Consider the following 17,270-nt stretch of genomic DNA (forward strand, 5'->3'; position numbering starts at 1 on the left):
CTCGCAATGACAATGTCTGGTCTTATTAGCAATATCATTAAGATAAATATACTTCCTTATCTAAAGTATCTTCACTGTTATCTATAATCATAGTAATTGTTGCATCGCCGGTAATATTGATAGTAGTACGTAGCATATCAAGTATTCGGTCAATACCAGCAATAATTGCTACTCCCTCTATAGGTAAGTGAATCGAAGAAAGAACCATAGGAAGCATTATCAAAGAGGCACCGGGAATACCGGCACCACCGATAGATCCAAGTGTTGAGGTGAGAATAATGACTAAATAGTCGTGAGGAGCAAGCGTTACTCCCATCATCTGAGCAAAAAATATGGTGGTAAGAGATAAATTTATAGCAAAGCCGTCCATATTAATTGACGCACCTATCGGAAGTACGAACGAAGTACTAGACTCTGAAATGCCAAGCTTTTCACGACAAACTTGCATAGTAGTTGCAAGAGTTGCCTTACTGCTTGAAGTAGAAAAAGCAAGTATCTGATACTCAAAACTTTTCTTATAAAAAGGTATAGGTGAAACACGACAGAATACAAATATAAGTAAGCCAAAAACTAAATATTGGAATGTCATCGCCACAACTACCGCTACAACAAGTTTCGATAAACTAATCATTACCTCAACTCCCTGCATGCCTACAATCCAGCCTGTTAAAGCAAAAGCACCGTAAGGGGATAATTGAATAACAAACGATATCATTTTTAATATTAATTTTGACATTACATGAATTAAATCAGTAATAGGTTCACCGATAGATTTCATTTTGTTTAAGGTAATTCCAACAAAAATAGCAAAAAATACAACTTGTAAGACATCACCGTTTGCAAAAGCCCCAACAGCATTATCAGGGACGATATTTACAAAAAAATCAATTATATTAAATGAAGTTCTGCTTGTCGTTCCTGAAGAGGTGAAATCTATATGTACGCCTACTCCTGGCTTTAATACTAAGGCAACAGTGAGTCCAAAAACCGTGGCAAAAAAAGTAGTACCTAAAAAAGCGGCTACCGCTTTCATTCCTACTCTACCAAGGGCAGAATCATCATTCATACTAGTGATACCGGAAACCAAACTGACGAAAATTAAAGGGGTAATGATCATTTTTATCAAACGTAAGAAAATGTCACCGATAGGTTTAATATAATTAACATATTGTGGTAAGTATATACCAAATATAATACCTAAGATTAACCCTAAGGTAACTTTTTGCCATAATTTCATAATTTACTTACTTAATTTTTAAATTTGCTCAACTATAAGTTTATTTATTATTGTGGTTAATCCATTCTAAGTACTTTTGAAAGCCATAGTCAATATTTATTTTTATTATTTGCGGTAATTCATAATTATGAATTTCAAGGAGTTTATTTTCAATTTCATTATAATTAGAAGATTTTGTTTTAATTACAAGTCTATATTCAGTTTCTAAAGTTACTCTACCATCCCATCTAAAGTAACTTTTGACATCGTCAATTTGAATGCAGGCAGTAAGATTTAATTCTAACAAAACAGATGCTATTTTCTCGGCAATTTGCAAATCATTAGTAGTAGTTAAAATTAAACAGCAATCTTGCATGCCTAAACCTCAACAAAACAATTCGGTGTTTCATATAGTTTGAGGCTCGTTACGAAGAAGTTTTGACTTACGAAAAGTTTAGGAAAAATTTCATTCTTTAAATGCGTCGCTATATTTTCTGCAGTCGGGTTATTTTGCATGTAATATATTTTTTGACCGGTACAATTTTCTATTTGCTGCCCCATTTCCTTATCGTCTTGATGTAGGATTAAGCTATGATCAAAATTTTCATCAATCCATTTTTTAGCTAAATCCTTAATTAAACCAAAATCGATTACCATACCAAGTTTATCGGTTTTGTTTGCGGCTATAGCGATCTCAAGAACATAGCGATGACCGTGCAGGAATTGACATTTATTTTGATGTTCTATAATTCTATGTCCTGCATCGAACTCAATACGACGAGTACATTTTATCATTATTATATACTTCCTTTCTTTGAATGATTTTACTTTTTTTTCAAAGAGTAAAAACGGGACCACGTCATTGTGAGGAAAATTACGAAGTAACTGACGAAGCAATCTCAGGAGTTTGGTTATGATTCCATGAGATTGCCACGCAGCCTACGGCTACTCGCAATGACAATTGTTTACAAATTTAACAATAACTTTTCAGGATTCTCAATAAGCTGCTTAATTTTTACCAAGAACGATACTCCTTCTTTCCCGTCAATTATACGATGATCGTAAGATAAAGCTATATACATCATCGGACGTATTTCAATTTTACCGTCTATAACTACAGCTCTTTCCTCGGTTTTATGTAAGCCTAGAATACCTGATTGAGGAGGATTAATAATCGGTGTAGATAATAATGAGCCATATACGCCTCCGTTAGAAATCGAGAATGTCCCACCTGACAAATCAGCAATAGAAAGCTTACCCTCACGAGCTTTTTTAGCCAAAATTCCTATAGCTTTCTCCACTTCGGCAAATCCCATTTTATCGGCATCCCTAACAACCGGTACAACAAGCCCTTGCTCTGTTCCGACAGCTACACCTATATCATAGTAATTTTTATATACTAAATCATCGCCATCTATTTCAGCATTTACCGACGGAATAAGCTTTAAAGCTTCAATTGTTGCTTTAACAAAGAAAGACATAAACCCAAGTTTCACAGTGTGCTTTTTCTCAAACTCTTCTTTATATTGATTACGCAAAGCAATTACTTTTGACATATCGATTTCATTAAAAGTAGTCAAAATAGCTGCTGTATTTTGTGAATCTTTTAAACGCTGTGCAATAGTTTTACGCAAGCGTGACATACGAACACGCTGCACTCTTTCTTCATTAGATTTACTTATTGCAGGAGCAGAAGTAGCCGTAGTGTTTATTGTTGCAAGCACGTCACCTTTGGTAATTCTACCGTCTCTACCTGTTCCTTTTATATTATTGGGGTCAAGCTTATTTTCGGTAACTAATTTTTGTACAGAAGGAGCAAGAGTATTATTAGCCACGGCAGGTTTTTCTGAAGTAGGTTGTGTTACTGCTTGAGCTTTAGCAGATTCATTATTAGTACCGGCAGTATTTGCAGCTGCTCCTTCATTTATTTCGCCTATTTCTTCGCCAACTGCTACATTTGCACAGTCAGTTTTCGATATTTTACCTATAGTACCATTGCAAGGAGCATTAACTTCTAAAGTCACTTTTTCGGTTTCGATTTCTAAAAGTAATTCATCGGTTTTAACCGAATCGCCTTCTTTCTTATACCATTTGGCAATAGTTGCTTCCGTTATGGACTCCCCAAGCGACGGTACTATAATTTTAACGCTCATAATTTATTTTACTCCTATATTTGTATAGCATAGCCCTATATAGTTTTATCGTCATTGCGAGAAGACGCTATAAGCGTCGACGAAGCAATCTAAGGCAAATTCCTGAGATTACCACGCTCCTTTTAGTCGCTCGCAATGATGATTATTAGGCAATACCCTAAGAATCATATTCCCAATGCTGCCCTTAATAGTTTCTCTTGCTGTTTATTATGTGCTTGCAGCGAGCCTACTGCCGGAGAGGCTGATTCCTCTCTACCTACATATTTAAACTCATTATTAATTCCTGCTTCTTTTAAAGCATCGTTTAAGTGAGAAACTATATAACACCAAGTTCCCATATTCTTTGGTTCTTCCTGACACCAAATAAATTCCTGCGTCCCATTATATTTTTTTAATAGCGATGCTACAAGTTTTTTTTCAAAAGGGTATAATTGCTCAAGCCTAATAATCGCTATATTAATGTTATTGCCACGCATTTCAAATAGATCGTAATATACCTTACCGCTGCATAAAATTACTTTAGTAATATTGTTTGTATCTACTTTAGTTACTTCATCTAAAACCGGTAAGAAAGTAGTATTTTCACCTAGCTCGTCAAGTTTAGATACGGCATATTTGTGACGTAATAATGATTTCGGCGACATTACGATTAAAGGTTTACGGGTATCATCAAGTATTTGGCGACGTAGCAGATGGAAAATCGAAGCAGGGGTAGTAGGGTATGTAACATACATATTATTCTCAGCCGCCAGTTGTAAGAACCTCTCAAGTCTTGCCGAACTATGCTCCGGTCCTTGTCCCTCAAATGCATGAGGTAACAAAACCACAAGCCCGCTCATACGAAGCCATTTAGTTTCGCTGCTTGAAATAAACTGGTCAAAAATAATCTGAGCTCCATTAGCAAAATCACCAAATTGTGCTTCCCATAAAACTAAATTTTTTGGGTTTGCGAGTGAATAACCATACTCAAAACCAAGCACCGCATATTCAGATAAATTACTATCGGCTACCTCGTATTTTGCTTGTTCTTTAGATAAATTATTTAGAGGTATATAGGTAGTACCATCAATTTGGTTGTGCAATACTGAATGACGATGCGAGAAAGTACCGCGTCCCGAATCTTGTCCGGTTAGCCTTATATTTGTGCCTGAAGCAAGCAAGCTCGCAAAAGCTAGCTGCTCTGCCGTCGCCCAATCAATAGGTTGATCAGCTGTTAGAGTGGCTTTTCGAGCTTCAAATAGTTTTACAATTTTTGGATTAATGGCAAAATCTTTTGGTATTTCGCATAGTTTAGTGCCTAAATCGTGTAATGTTTTTTTACTGATACCCGTTATTGTAGCTTGTGTACGAGTACGAGAAATACCTTGCCATAATCTGCCTAAGAAATGTGCTTCTTGCTTATAACTTTTTGCCTGCTTATATTCCTTATCTAGTTTTGCTTTAAATTCTTCTTTTAACTTAGCAAAATAATTATTGTCGATTATACCGCTTTTTACTAACTCATTTGCGTAAATATTTCCAGGGGTCAGTTTGTTTTTAATAATGTTATACATCTTGCCTTGAGTATACATTGGCTCATCGCCCTCATTATGCCCATATTTACGGTAACAAATAATTTCTACTACAACATCCTTACCGAATTTCTGCCTGTATTCTACCGCAATATTGGTGGCTTTTAACACTGCTTCTATATCGTCACCGTTAACGTGTAAAATCGGGGCAGCTATGATTTTAGCAAACTCCGTAGAATATCTACTAGCTCTAGTATCTGCAGCATTAGCCGTAAAACCTAACTGATTATTAATAACGAAATGCAATATCCCGCCGATATCATAAGCAGCTAAAGGTGACATTGATAGACTCTCGGCAACCACGCCCTGACCGCAAAAAGCAGCATCGCCATGTACTAAAATAGCTTTGACTTTGCTGCGTTTAGTATCTCCAAGAATATCTTGTTTTGCTCTTACTTTTCCTGCAACTATAGGATTTACCGCTTCTAAATGTGAAGGGTTATCGGCTAGCGACAAGTGTATTTTCTTATCCTCTAGAGTTCTATCGGACGAATAGCCTAAATGGTATTTTACATCGCCTGAAACATTTAGCTCATCAGGAAATACGCTGCCGCTTATGAAGCCTGCAATAACGGCTTTATATGGCTTACCTACTACTTTAGTTAGAGTGTTTAATCTCCCTCGATGTGCCATACCGATAACGATTTCTGAGACGCCCTGATGCATGGATAAATCTATAGCTTTACTCATAGCAACGATAGAAGCATCACCACCCTCAATGGAAAAACGCTTAGCTCCGGGAAATTTTGTATGTAAATACTGCTCAAACCCTTCTACTTCTACTAAATCATTTAAGATAGTTTTTTTGTCTTCAGAAGAAAACGTAACTTCGCTTTCTAGCTTATTATATAACCAGTTTTTTTCTGCTACATTTTCTATTTGCTCAAACTCTACACCTATAGAACCTGTATAAACTTTATCGAACTTGGTCACTAATTCAGATAATTTACAGTTCCAAGTACCGACAAATTCATCCGTAATATTGATATTTTCTTCTAGCTGACTGCTATCAAGACCAAAAGTTTCTATATTAAGCTTTAAATCATTTTTTGTTTTACGTAGCTCAAGACCAAGCGGATCAAGATTCGCTAAATAGTGAGCATGCTTGCGATAAGCATTGATCATTTCCTTAGCTTTTAAACTATTTAAGTCTTCAGACGATAAATTATTATTTAACGATTCTTTTTTTATTTCATCAGGGATAATTATTTTTGCCGTACTTTTATTGAGTAAAGTATTATTATCCTTAATGCAGGCAAAAAATTCTTGCCAAGTTTGATCAACCGAGGCAGGGTTGGCTAGATATTGCTTATATAGCTCTTCAACAAAAACAGCATTCCCGCCAAATAAATAACCTGTTTTTTTTAAGTCTTCTTCCATATTATTGTTTGTATTGTTTAGTTTTTGTCATAAGCCGTCATTGCGAGCAGACATAGGCTGCGTGGCAATCTCAGCAATTCTTCCGAGATTGCTTCGTCAATTACTTCATAATTTCCTCGCAATAACGATTTTATTACTATAAATACTTCCCTTCTAAATATCTTATATACACCTCAGGGCTAATTTTTTCCTCACCGCTAGCACTTTTTAATAAATCGGCTGAATTTTTTAACGAACCGAGATTTCTAAAATTCTTATTTAGATAATTATTTAGATTACTAAAATCACCCTTTAATATATCATCTTTTATATTTGAATGCATCTCTTTTACTTTTTTCATCACCATTGATGCGATAATTGCACCGTTTGTATAGGCGGGTTTGTATAGGCGGGAAAGTAACCGAAATTTCCGTGTGACCAATGAATATCTTGAAGACAGCCGTTACTAAAACTTACCGGTTTAACGCCTAAATATTCCTGCATCTTACTATCCCAACAGTTTGGTAACTCATCGAGATTCAAGTCGCCATTGATAAGCATTTCCTCTATCTCAAAACGTAATATTACATGCATCGGATAAGTTACTTCATCTGCATCTACTCTTATAAAATCAGGCGTAACTCTTGTAATTTTTCTATATAAACTTGCCGCTGAATATTCTTCGCTTTTAAAAGCAAATTCGTCTCTAAGTAATTTAGCTAAAAATTCGGTAAATTCTCTTGATCTACCTACTTGCATTTCCATAAATAAAGATTGGCTTTCATGGAAGGCCATACCTTTAGCAAGCCCAACCGGCTGCCCTTATATATATTTCCGGTAGATTCTGCTCATATAAAGCATGTCCTGTTTCGTGAATAATTCCCATTAAACTGCTTATGAAATTATCTTTATCATACCTAGTAGTTAAACGTATATCGTTTGGTGTCCCACCACAAAAAGGATGAGTCGATTCGTCTAATCGTCCTTTTGTTAGATCAAACTGCATAATTCCCATAATGCGTTTTCCGATACGCTTTTGCATTTCAGGAGCTAGTTTGCTGTGTTGTACTAATTCTTTCTCGGTTTTCTGTTTTTCTAAAACTTTATTTATGAGCTGCGGAAGTTTTTTTTTAAGTACTGAAAAAACTTGTTTGATCTCGCTACTTTTTCTGCTTGGATCAAACATATCTATTAATGAGTCGTATAATCCGCAATTAAAAGCATCTGCTCGTACTTTAGCAACTTCTTTCGTATAATCTAAGACTTTTTGTAAGTGTGATTTAAATAAATTATAGTCGTTATGTTTTCTTGCTTCTCGCCAAACAAGTGCGGCTTTAGTAGTAGCTGTTACCAATTTCTTTTGTAGCTGCTCGTCAATACAATTTGCATCTGTTACTTTTCTCTCAATCTCTCTAATATTACCATTCTGCCATTCATCAAGGTTCTTTGATTCTTCTTTTGCTTTGCTAAGTAGCTCCTTTAGAATAGGAGATTTGAGCATAGAATGAACTAGCGACGTTAAAGTTACTATTTCGTTTGTCCTACTCTGAACCCATAGGCATATTTACGGCAACATCCCAGTATAATATGCTCAAGATATTATTAAAATGTGAGATGGTTGCAAATTCGTTTTCTAATTTTGTGTAGTTGTTGTTCATATGTTCTCTATTATGTCATTTTCGCTTTCGCAGGGATGACATAAAAACCGTACCGCTAGTGCCTATTACAAATGCAACAACTCCTTTGCTGCTTTTAAACTTGCTTTGGTGATTGTTTTACCTGAAATCATGCGGGCGAGTTCCTCCTGTCTTTCAGATAAATTTAAAGCTTTTACCGTTACTTTCGTTTCTTCCTCTAGCTGTGTTTTCTCGATTTTTATATGCAAATCCGCTTTACCTGCTACCTGCGGTTGGTGCGTAATAACTATTACTTGAGTAACGCTACTAAGTTTTTTTAATCGCTCACCTACTTTATCTGCGACCTCTCCGCCAATCCCGACATCTATTTCATCAAATATAATAGATGGCTTTACCATTTTATCAAACAAAGAAGTTTTTAAAGCTAACATGAATCTTGATAATTCACCGCCGGAAGCGATTTTATTAATTGCTGCAGCTGCCGTTCCCGGGTTAGTAGACGCTTTAAACACAATATCGTCATTCCCGTCAGCTGTTGGTTCTTTAGCATTTATCTCAATCTCAAAAATTGCTTTCGCCATTTTAAGCTGTTTTAGCTCCTGATGCAACGATTCTTCTAGATGTTTTGCAACAATAAGACGCTTTGCAGATAAATTACTCGCTAGTTCATAATATTTTTTCTGCAGTAGTACTTCTTGAGCTTTCAACTCATTACTATTTGCTATTTTGTTTTTTAATATACTAAGCTGCTCTAAAGATTTATCTAAAAATACACCTAACGCATCAGCAGGAACATTATATTTACGGCTAATAGCTTTTATTAAAAATAATCTTTCTTCTGTTTCTTCAAGGTTATATTCCTCATAATTGAAACTATCTAACAGATTTGATAATTCTTGGCGTGCTTCTTCTAGATTATTATAGGCTTCCTCTAAACTTGTAACGATAGCTTCAAAACGCTCATTGTTGCCTTGCCTTGCTAATAATTTCGTTGCTCTATTAATCGATGTATTTATTTCAGGGTTATTAATCTGTTCTAGAATATCTTTTATTAGCTGTAAATCCTTATCTTTATTTTGCAAATCTTTTCGTAGATTGGCTAATTTTTCTTCTTCACCTGTTTGAATGTTCAGTTTAGTTAATTCTTCCGTTGCAAAGCTCAAATAATCAATTTCTTGTTCTATAGCATTTTGCTTAAGTGTTATTTCGGCCATTTCTTTCCGAGTATTTTGCCAAGTCTGATAGCATTTGGAAAGCTCCGCTCGAAAGTCTAAAAGATTTCCATAACTATCTAAAATATCACGCTGCGTATTTGCTTCTAGAAGAGAAATATTATTATTTTGTCCATGAAGCTCGAATAAATAAGTAGCTAACTGCTGCATAAGAGCTTTAGTAACCACTTGATTATTAATGAAAAAATTTTTTCGTCCTTCGGCTTTTTGCAGACACTTTACAAACAATAACTCTTCAGGTTCAATAAAATTTTGAATCAGAAAATTTTTTATTTCTTCATTTAAAGAGAATATGATATTAACAACAGCGTAATCTTTTCCACGCTTTATTATATTATTTAAAGTTTTATAACCTAAGCAAAATAAAATAGCATCAAGTAAAATAGATTTACCGGCTCCCGTTTCACCGGTAATAACACATAAACCTTTATTAAACTCAATTTCCAGATCGTCTATCAGAATGAAGTTTTTAACTGAGAGACTGTAGAACATATGCCGCTTAATTTTGGTGGTTCTGAACTAGCCTGTACGCATAACTATACCATTGACTCTCAGGATAGTTGTAACCTAGCACTGAGGCATATTTTTTTGCTTCATCCGGAAGTCCGAGCATCATATAACTCTCGGCTAAACGGTAAAGAGCTTCTACCGAGTGAGAAGTAGTTTGATAATTATCAATTACCTCTTCAAATCTATTTATAGCTGCCATCGGATTCTTTTTCTTTAAGTAAAACCGACCTACCATCATCTCTTTACCTGCTAAATGATCGTTTACTAGGTCAATTTTTAAAGATGAGTCAATAGCATATTTAGTATTTGGGAATTTTGCTATTATGTCTTCAAAACTATCTTTAGCTAGGAAAGTTCTAGATTGATCATGATTTACGTCTGAAATTAACATATAATATGATAATGCTTTAAGGTAATATGCATAAGCAATGTCAACATTTGCAGGGTGCAAATTAATGAACATATCAAGCACATCAACCGCTTCTTCATATTGAGCGGCGAGAAATAAAGAATAAGCCTGCATCACTTCGGCTTGCGGCGTCATTTCATTACCTGGATGCTGGTAAAATATTCTTCCGAATTCTTCTGCAGCTTTATTATATTTTTTCTTTTCCAATAAGGTAATACCTTCATTATAAAGGGTAGGGATAGGGACTACTATGTCATCACTGGTTTTTTTGTTTTTGCACCCGCCTAAAACTAACCCTATAACTAAAAGGGTACTCAATAATTTTGTTAATTTCATAAGAACTTAAATTCAGTTAATAACTAAATATACATATAGGCTTATAGAATTTCAAGGATTCAATTTAAAATCTCACAAACTTACAAATTAGACCTATTCAGAAACTCGTTTATAAGGAGGCATTTGAGGGAAATACAAAACGCAGAACCGCAGCGTACACTTGTACGTAAGGATTCGAGTACCGGATCGACGTACAAATTACCCCTAGAAGTAGAGTTTCTGAATAGGTCTATATTCTTGGACTTATTTCTCTACCCAATGTCCTTTATCATTTTTATGGTATTTTTTTCTACGGCCGACCATGCTACTTTATATGCAACTGTCTCTCTAGAGTCATTTCCACGTCTTTTATCGGCATCCTTATATGGTTCAAATGCCATGATTAAAAGCTTTGCGATAAATATCCTTAGCATGGATCGGAAGATGATTTTTAACTGAATCAGGTAAATCGTTATTATTTTTATAAGGCATAAAAACCTCCGGTAATATTATGCAAATAATATTTTATAATATTGTAGGTTTCATTTCTATAGGAAAGGTAAATAAAATTTACGACCACAGACTTTTCATTTTATTAAAAAAGCTGTCGTCATTTTCTTTTTCATTTATGGATTCTTTTTTGAATTCTTCTAGTAATTCACGTTGTCTTTTAGATAAATTTTTAGGTACTTCGACATGAATATGCGTAAGCATATCACCCCTAATAGTTGATCTCATTTTAGACATACCTTTGCTGCGTAGCCTTAATTGATCCCCGTTTTGTGTGCCTGCAGGAATTGTTAAGTTTACTTTTCCGCCTTCAATTACCGGTACTTCTATCTCTCCTCCAAGAGCAGCATTCACAAAACTAATAGGTAGTTTACAATGTAGATGTGCTCCGTCTACTTTATAAATATCATGTGGTTTTATTGTTATATCAACGTATAAATCACCGCTATTACCGCCTCTAATACCTGCTTCCCCTTCTCCGGTATGTCTTATTCTAGTACCGTTTTCAACACCGGCAGGAATGTTTACCGATAAATTTCGTTGTTTATGGTAACGTCCCATGCCATGACATTTCTTGCAAGGATTTTTTATAATGTGTCCGTTACCTTGGCATTTATGACAAGCTTGTTCGATCGTAAAGAATCCTTGCTGCATTCTAGTTGCTCCAACACCGCTGCAAGCATCGCAAGTAGTTATGGTTTCACCTTTTTCAGAACCGCTACCGTGACAAGTATCGCATTTTACTGCGCTAGCAAAGCTAATATTTTTTTCTATACCGTGAAATGCTTCCTCTAGGTTAATTGTCAGATTATATTTTAAATCTGAGCCTCTAACTTTAGCTGAAGTTGGGCGTGATGATCTTCTGCTGCCTCCCATAAAGTCGCTAAAGAAGTCACCGAATATGTCGTTAATATCAGGGTGAAAACCGCCATGATTTCCTCCTCCCCCTCGTGATTGTTGATTTTGAAAAGCATCGTGTCCCAAACGGTCATAAGCAGCTCTTTTTTGCTCATCTTTTAGAACATCATAAGCGGCATTGATTTCTTTAAATTTCTTTTCAGCATCTTTAGCATCAGTAGTATCAGGGTGATATTGCTTGGCTAGCTTGAGGTAGGCTTTTTTAAGGTCAGTTTGGCTAGCTGTTTTACTAACCCCTAGTATTTGGTAATAATTTTGTGACATAATTTAATTTATAAAATGAGATTGTAACGTCATTACGAGGAAAATTACATAGTAACTTGACAAAGCAATCTCAGGATATTTAACGAGAGTGCCACGTCGCTTCGCTCCTCGCAATAACGAAATTACTTCTACTTCTTCTCTACATCTTGAAAGTCGGCATCTACTATTTTTTCATCATTAGCGGCACTTTCTTCAGCAGGTTGGCTCTCGCTTTGTGCTTTATACATCGCTTCACCGATTTTCATGCTAGCTGCAGTTAAACTTTCGGTCTTTTCTTTAATCAAAGCAGCGTCTTCCGACTCAAGCACGGCTTTTAAAGCGGCTAGTGCTTCTTCAACAGCTCCTTTATCGTCTGATGATAATTTATCGCCATATTCTGTAAGAGTTTTTTCAGTAGAATAAACTAAACTATCGGCAGCATTTTTTGTTTCAATAAGTTCCTTACGCTTTTTGTCTTCATCAGCATTTTGTTCGGCATCTTTAACCATTTGTTCAATTTCCGCATCGCTAAGACCACCGGAAGCTTGAATAGTTACTTTCTGCTCTTTACCGCTTGCTTTATCTTTAGCTGAAACATGCACTATTCCGTTAGCATCAATGTCAAACGTTACTTCTATTTGCGGCAAACCTCTTGGTGCAGGAGGTATACCTTCGAGATTAAACTGACCAAGTAATTTATTATCTTTTGCCATTTCACGTTCACCTTGGAATACTCTAATAGTTACGGCATGCTGGTTATCATCAGCAGTTGAGAATACCTGACTTTTCTTAGTAGGTATAGTAGTATTACGATCGATTAATCTTGTAAATACGCCGCCAAGAGTTTCAATGCCAAGGGATAGAGGTGTAACGTCTAATAATAATATATCCGTTACTTCTTTATTAAGTACTCCGCCTTGAATAGCAGCACCGAGAGCTACAACCTCATCGGGATTTACGCCTTTATGAGGCTCACGTCCGAAGAATTTTTTTACGGCTTCTTGTACTTTCGGCATTCTAGTCATACCGCCTACTAATACTACTTCTTGAATATCAGAAGCTTTAAAACCTGCATCCTGTAATGCTTTACGGCAAGGCTCAATTGTTTTTTCAATTAAATCATCTACTAATTTTTCTAGTTCAGCTCTAGTAAATTTAATATTTAAGTGTTTTGGACCGCTACTATCAGCCGTAATATAAGGTAAATTAATATCGGTAGTTACTGCAGAAGATAGCTCTTTCTTAGCTTTTTCCGCGGCTTCTTTCAAACGTTGAAGTGCTAAAGGATCTTTACTTAAATCTATACCGTTTTCTTTTTTGAATACATCTATTAAATGGTTTAATATTCTTGTATCGAAATCTTCACCGCCAAGGAATGTATCGCCGTTTGTTGATTTCACTTCAAAAACACCGTCAGCGATCTCAAGAATTGAAACATCGAATGTTCCGCCGCCAAGATCGTATACTGCAATAGTTTTACTTGCCGATTTCTCGAAACCGTAAGCAAGAGCTGCAGCAGTCGGCTCGTTGATTATTCTCAGGACCTCAAGACCTGCTATTTTACCGGCATCTTTTGTTGCTTGACGTTGTGCATCATTAAAATAAGCAGGTACGGTAATTACTGCTTGTGTTACTTTGTCCCCTAAATAATTCTCAGCAGTTTCTTTCATTTTTTGTAAAATGAATGCACTAATTTGACTTGGTGAATATTTATTATTATCCGCTTCGACCCATGCATCCCCGTTATCGGCTTTAACTATATTATACGGTACAATACCTTGGTCTTTCCTGACCATAGGATCGATAAAATTTCTACCGATTAATCGCTTTACCGCATATATAGTATTGCGAGGGTTAGTTACTGCTTGCCTCTTAGCAGATTGCCCGACTAATTTTTCGCCGTTTGCAAAAGCTATTATTGACGGCGTAGTTCTTTCACCTTCTGCATTTTCTATTACCTTTGGTTCTTTACCTTCCATGACCGCAACACAAGAGTTGGTAGTCCCAAGGTCGATACCTATTACTTTTCCCATAAGATTCCTCGTTTTCTTTTTTTTATTTTATTATGACTTTTGATTTGATATAGTGCGGCTTAAATGATTTTACAAGAGGTGACAATGAAAAAACTACCGATTTTACTAAAACTTTTATTTATTATTAATTTAGTTGTCCTAAATAATATAGTTTTAGCATCTAGCGAAACAAGCACTATTATATTTGAAAAAGCAAAGAAAGCAATCGTAACGATCGATACTAGAATTGCCGTATCGGCATATGACGATACAAGTAGTTGGACTGGAACGGGATTTATCAACGATAAGAACAACGGTTATATAATTACTAATACTCATGTTGTCGGCGGTGCGTCTATCGGAACTTATTTTGTTACTTTTTATAACGGTGAGCAGGCAGAAGCAAAACTTATCTATTACGATATTTGGCAAGATTATGCCGTTTTAAAAGTAGAGAGTAAAGATATACCGGCATCAGCAACGCAAATATCTTTTGCAAGCGAATTTCCAAAATTAAATCAAAAGGTTTTTGTAGTCGGTAACACAGAAGCAAAAGGTTTTTCTTTCCATACCGGTTATTTGTCTGATCTTTATAATATTGAAGGTTTAATGCCGCAATGTACTTATGTTATTAATTTAAATACTACAGGAGGTGCTAGCGGTTCACCGGTATTAAACGATAAGATTGAGGCTATAGGAGTATTATATGGTGGCGGTAAAACTCATTCTCTAGCGCTGCACGGTGATTATGTAGCTCGCACTTTAGAAAGTTTAAAGAATAATAAACAACCAGGCAGAAAACATATAGGAATAATAAGCGAGTTATATTCTTTAAATAAAGCAGTGAGACATCACAATTTCCCTAAAGAAGAAATGGATAAATATATAAAGAAATTTCCTGATAGTAGAAATAGAGTGATAAGCGTGAAGGCAGTTCTAGCCGGATCACCTGCCGAAAAATCTTTAAAAGCCGGTGATATTATTTGGGCAGTTAATGATAAGGAACTCGGCGGCAATCTAGCATTATTTGATAGAGAAATGGATAATTTCAAAGGAATCGCTATTAAACTTACTATATTTCGTGACGGAAAAAAGCTAGAACAAGCAGTAGATTTATATGATGTGAACAATAATAAAATCGCTAAAATGATAAATTTCGGCGGTGCAGTATTTTTTGAAGCCGATGATTATTTTAGTAATAAATCAGGTATTCCGCTTAAAGCTCTAAGTATAGCTTCCGTTCAATCCGGTAGTAGCTTTAGCTCTATACCAACGTTTTTTACTAAAGATTATAAAAATGTTTATAGATTGCAAATTTTTGAGATGAAAGATTTAGCGTTAAGTAATCTTGATGATTTGGTGAAATTCTTACCTGCTATTACTAAAGAGAAGTTTATAACGGTTAGATTTAGAAATTATCAACCTTATTATGCTAATTTCGGTTATAATGAACTTATCTCGTCGCATGATGATATGATTGCTGATGTAACTCTAGATTCTATAGATACTAAGCCTTATATGTTAAAGTATAATACTATTTCTCATGATTGGGATATGGAAAATATAAAACTTCAGTAATTAATGACATTGTGATAAATTAACAATTCTTAATCAATGAAGTAATATATAATTCAACTTTATTGCGTTATTATTTTAAATTTATAATCTTATATTTAGGAGAATTAATGACTAAAGAACAAATACTACAGTCGATAAAAAAACATCTTTTTTTAAGTTTTTTACAAAAAATAGTAATAACTCTAATACTCAGGATTCACTAACATCACCACGTTCAGATGATGATGATATAGAGAGGGATGTTTCTAAAAAAGAAGCTTCTTAAGAAAATTCAAAGCATTAATAGACAAGAATGATGAAGCTGCACTAAAAGCATTTCTATTTGATAAAAATAATAAGTATATCTTACATGATGCGGTTGAGGATAAAGAACAAACATTAGTTGAAAAAATATTAGAAATATTGCAAAATTGTGAACGAGATATTATAGACCGGCTTAATATAGAACCATGGCACGGTTGGGCAGAAGATATGCACAAATATTTAGAAGATGATATGTCTATAATCGGAAAAAATAAGCATACAATAATGGAGCTTGTATAAAAATTTTGTAAATTATCGGACAAGAATCTTCCTTGTAAATTTAACATAGAGTATTAGATTTGCAAGGAAGATATAGAGAGTTCTTTAATAAAAAACGGTAAGTATGTAAAACTTACCGATTAAATTTAAAGCTTAAAAAATTATAATTCAGTGATAGGGATATACTTGATATTTCCATCTTCTCCTATCAATGGGTAATACTCTGTTTGAGTGTTATAAGCATCATAACTAATTGATGTTTGTGATGATAGTGTTTGTGCTAATATTATCAATTTTTCTTCATATAACTCAAAAGATTTTTCTAAATCCTCTTTTGTAATCTTTACAGTTTTAGCTTCATCTGTATTTACTTTGAGTGTTTCAATATTTTCTGTTAAGCTATATTTTGTTAAAGTTACTTTTTCTAGTAGGGGAAAAGTTCTTATTTTTACCATCTAATACCTTAAACTTTTGAAGTGGCAGCATACAAGTCTCACTTATTAATGTCAACATAATAAATATTAATAAATACTCATTATTATAATTTTCTTTCACAAAATCGAAATAAACTGTTATTAATATAAAAAACCAATCTTAATCTAATATATGCGTTCTTTATTTGTAATAATTATATTCTTTCTAATGAGCAGTTGTAAATTAAAACCGGTATATAGTGAAAAATACAGTAGAAATAATGATTTAGAAGCTATTGAAGTTGAACCAATTCGAACAATTGAAGGGGCTGAGTTTTATCATCGTTTAACTAGTATTTTACCTCAGAAAGCACAAGCAAAATACCTGCTTAAAGTAAAGCTTATCGCAACAACTATGCCTGCTACTATTGAAAAAAACTCTAATGTTTTAAGGGAATATATTAATCAATTAGTTCGATATAAATTAATTGATATAGAAAGCCAAAAGGTTTTAATTGAAGAGAAGTTTTACCAAAACACGTCATATAATGCTATTTTTACACCATATGCGACAAATGTTGAAAGAGATAAAACAGGAATAGACTTGGCATATCAAGCAGCAGAAGAAATTCGTAGCAGATTAATTTTATATTTTACACGGAAATAGTTAAG

General features: G+C 34.6%; 15 protein-coding genes and 1 pseudogene. 3 read left to right on the top strand and 13 right to left on the bottom strand.

Going from position 1 to position 17,270, the window contains the following annotated elements; all coding sequences use genetic code 11:
• Positions 1–37 precede the first annotated feature (37 nt).
• The 12 genes and pseudogenes from RAT170B_RS00585 to dnaK all read right to left on the bottom strand — a co-directional run bounded on the left by RAT170B_RS00585 (position 38) and on the right by dnaK (position 14,106).
• Entirely contained in the window at positions 38–1,237 is a 1,200-nt protein-coding gene (locus RAT170B_RS00585; protein ID WP_045805333.1) for a dicarboxylate/amino acid:cation symporter, read from the bottom strand.
• A gap of 40 nt (positions 1,238–1,277) precedes the next feature.
• Complete coding sequence (gene cutA / locus RAT170B_RS00590) at positions 1,278–1,592, bottom strand: divalent-cation tolerance protein CutA (RefSeq protein ID WP_014013932.1); 315 nt, start codon at positions 1,590–1,592, stop codon at positions 1,278–1,280.
• 2 nt (positions 1,593–1,594) lie between these two features.
• A complete protein-coding gene (locus RAT170B_RS00595; protein ID WP_004996555.1) occupies positions 1,595–2,011 on the bottom strand; it encodes a 6-pyruvoyl trahydropterin synthase family protein in 417 nt (138 codons plus the stop codon).
• A gap of 170 nt (positions 2,012–2,181) precedes the next feature.
• A complete protein-coding gene (gene odhB / locus RAT170B_RS00600) occupies positions 2,182–3,369 on the bottom strand; it encodes a 2-oxoglutarate dehydrogenase complex dihydrolipoyllysine-residue succinyltransferase (protein ID WP_014013933.1) in 1,188 nt (395 codons plus the stop codon).
• A 164-nt stretch (positions 3,370–3,533) separates the two neighbouring features.
• Positions 3,534–6,320, bottom strand: coding sequence for a 2-oxoglutarate dehydrogenase E1 component (locus tag RAT170B_RS00605; protein ID WP_014013934.1), 2,787 nt, complete (start codon positions 6,318–6,320; stop codon positions 3,534–3,536).
• A 136-nt stretch (positions 6,321–6,456) separates the two neighbouring features.
• Positions 6,457–7,957: pseudogene (locus RAT170B_RS00610) on the bottom strand (carboxypeptidase M32).
• Positions 7,958–8,022: 65 nt separating this feature from the next.
• Positions 8,023–9,660 (bottom strand): DNA repair protein RecN, encoded by a 1,638-nt coding sequence (gene recN, locus RAT170B_RS00615; RefSeq protein ID WP_014013936.1) that lies wholly within the window; start codon positions 9,658–9,660, stop codon positions 8,023–8,025.
• A gap of 7 nt (positions 9,661–9,667) precedes the next feature.
• The gene (locus RAT170B_RS00620) at positions 9,668–10,423 is read right to left on the bottom strand and encodes an outer membrane protein assembly factor BamD (RefSeq protein WP_045805334.1); all 756 of its coding nucleotides are present in this window, start codon (positions 10,421–10,423) and stop codon (positions 9,668–9,670) included.
• A 251-nt stretch (positions 10,424–10,674) separates the two neighbouring features.
• Complete coding sequence (locus tag RAT170B_RS10915) at positions 10,675–10,803, bottom strand: cation transport regulator ChaB (RefSeq protein ID WP_045805335.1); 129 nt, start codon at positions 10,801–10,803, stop codon at positions 10,675–10,677.
• Entirely contained in the window at positions 10,793–10,894 is a 102-nt protein-coding gene (locus tag RAT170B_RS10920) for a ChaB family protein (RefSeq protein ID WP_014013938.1), read from the bottom strand. The genes RAT170B_RS10915 and RAT170B_RS10920 overlap by 11 nt, the downstream gene beginning before the upstream one ends.
• Positions 10,895–10,972: 78 nt before the next feature.
• On the bottom strand, positions 10,973–12,094 hold the full coding sequence (gene dnaJ / locus RAT170B_RS00630; protein ID WP_045805336.1) for a molecular chaperone DnaJ: 1,122 nt from the start codon (positions 12,092–12,094) through the stop codon (positions 10,973–10,975).
• A 128-nt stretch (positions 12,095–12,222) separates the two neighbouring features.
• Positions 12,223–14,106, bottom strand: a complete 1,884-nt coding sequence (gene dnaK, locus RAT170B_RS00635; protein ID WP_014013940.1) for a molecular chaperone DnaK — start codon at positions 14,104–14,106, stop codon at positions 12,223–12,225.
• 63 nt (positions 14,107–14,169) lie between these two features.
• Here dnaK and RAT170B_RS00640 point away from each other — a divergent pair, with 63 nt between their 5' ends.
• Positions 14,170–15,663: a S1C family serine protease gene (locus tag RAT170B_RS00640; protein WP_014120564.1), complete on the top strand. Its 1,494-nt coding sequence runs from the start codon at positions 14,170–14,172 to the stop codon at positions 15,661–15,663.
• A 402-nt stretch (positions 15,664–16,065) separates the two neighbouring features.
• Positions 16,066–16,206 (top strand): hypothetical protein, encoded by a 141-nt coding sequence (locus RAT170B_RS10170; RefSeq protein ID WP_014120565.1) that lies wholly within the window; start codon positions 16,066–16,068, stop codon positions 16,204–16,206.
• A 140-nt stretch (positions 16,207–16,346) separates the two neighbouring features.
• Here the strand turns inward: RAT170B_RS10170 and RAT170B_RS00645 are convergent, their stop codons facing one another.
• Positions 16,347–16,640: a hypothetical protein gene (locus tag RAT170B_RS00645; protein ID WP_045805337.1), complete on the bottom strand. Its 294-nt coding sequence runs from the start codon at positions 16,638–16,640 to the stop codon at positions 16,347–16,349.
• Between the two features lie 151 nt (positions 16,641–16,791).
• On the opposite strand from RAT170B_RS00645, the gene RAT170B_RS00650 reads away from it, so the two are divergent.
• The gene (locus RAT170B_RS00650; RefSeq protein ID WP_014013944.1) at positions 16,792–17,265 is read left to right on the top strand and encodes a hypothetical protein; all 474 of its coding nucleotides are present in this window, start codon (positions 16,792–16,794) and stop codon (positions 17,263–17,265) included.
• The last annotated feature ends 5 nt before the right edge of the window (positions 17,266–17,270 follow it).

It is taken from the genome of Rickettsia argasii T170-B (assembly GCF_000965185.1).
GTDB classification, from domain to species: domain Bacteria; phylum Pseudomonadota; class Alphaproteobacteria; order Rickettsiales; family Rickettsiaceae; genus Rickettsia; species Rickettsia rickettsii.

Bases quoted from the DNA above. Each gene is read 5' to 3' on its own strand.
- RAT170B_RS00605 (WP_014013934.1), bottom strand. From the start codon at position 6,320: ATGGAAGAAGACTTAAAAAAAACAGGTTATTTATTTGGCGGGAATGCT.
- RAT170B_RS00640 (WP_014120564.1), top strand. From the start codon at position 14,170: ATGATTTTACAAGAGGTGACAATGAAAAAACTACCGATTTTACTAAAA.
- cutA (WP_014013932.1), bottom strand. From the start codon at position 1,592: ATGCAAGATTGCTGTTTAATTTTAACTACTACTAATGATTTGCAAATT.
- dnaJ (WP_045805336.1), bottom strand. From the start codon at position 12,094: ATGTCACAAAATTATTACCAAATACTAGGGGTTAGTAAAACAGCTAGC.
- RAT170B_RS00650 (WP_014013944.1), top strand. From the start codon at position 16,792: ATGCGTTCTTTATTTGTAATAATTATATTCTTTCTAATGAGCAGTTGT.
- odhB (WP_014013933.1), bottom strand. From the start codon at position 3,369: ATGAGCGTTAAAATTATAGTACCGTCGCTTGGGGAGTCCATAACGGAA.
- RAT170B_RS00620 (WP_045805334.1), bottom strand. From the start codon at position 10,423: ATGAAATTAACAAAATTATTGAGTACCCTTTTAGTTATAGGGTTAGTT.
- RAT170B_RS00645 (WP_045805337.1), bottom strand. From the start codon at position 16,640: ATGGTAAAAATAAGAACTTTTCCCCTACTAGAAAAAGTAACTTTAACA.
- RAT170B_RS00585 (WP_045805333.1), bottom strand. From the start codon at position 1,237: ATGAAATTATGGCAAAAAGTTACCTTAGGGTTAATCTTAGGTATTATA.
- RAT170B_RS00595 (WP_004996555.1), bottom strand. From the start codon at position 2,011: ATGATAAAATGTACTCGTCGTATTGAGTTCGATGCAGGACATAGAATT.
- RAT170B_RS10915 (WP_045805335.1), bottom strand. From the start codon at position 10,803: ATGGCATTTGAACCATATAAGGATGCCGATAAAAGACGTGGAAATGAC.
- recN (WP_014013936.1), bottom strand. From the start codon at position 9,660: ATGTTCTACAGTCTCTCAGTTAAAAACTTCATTCTGATAGACGATCTG.
- RAT170B_RS10920 (WP_014013938.1), bottom strand. From the start codon at position 10,894: ATGCCTTATAAAAATAATAACGATTTACCTGATTCAGTTAAAAATCAT.
- dnaK (WP_014013940.1), bottom strand. From the start codon at position 14,106: ATGGGAAAAGTAATAGGTATCGACCTTGGGACTACCAACTCTTGTGTT.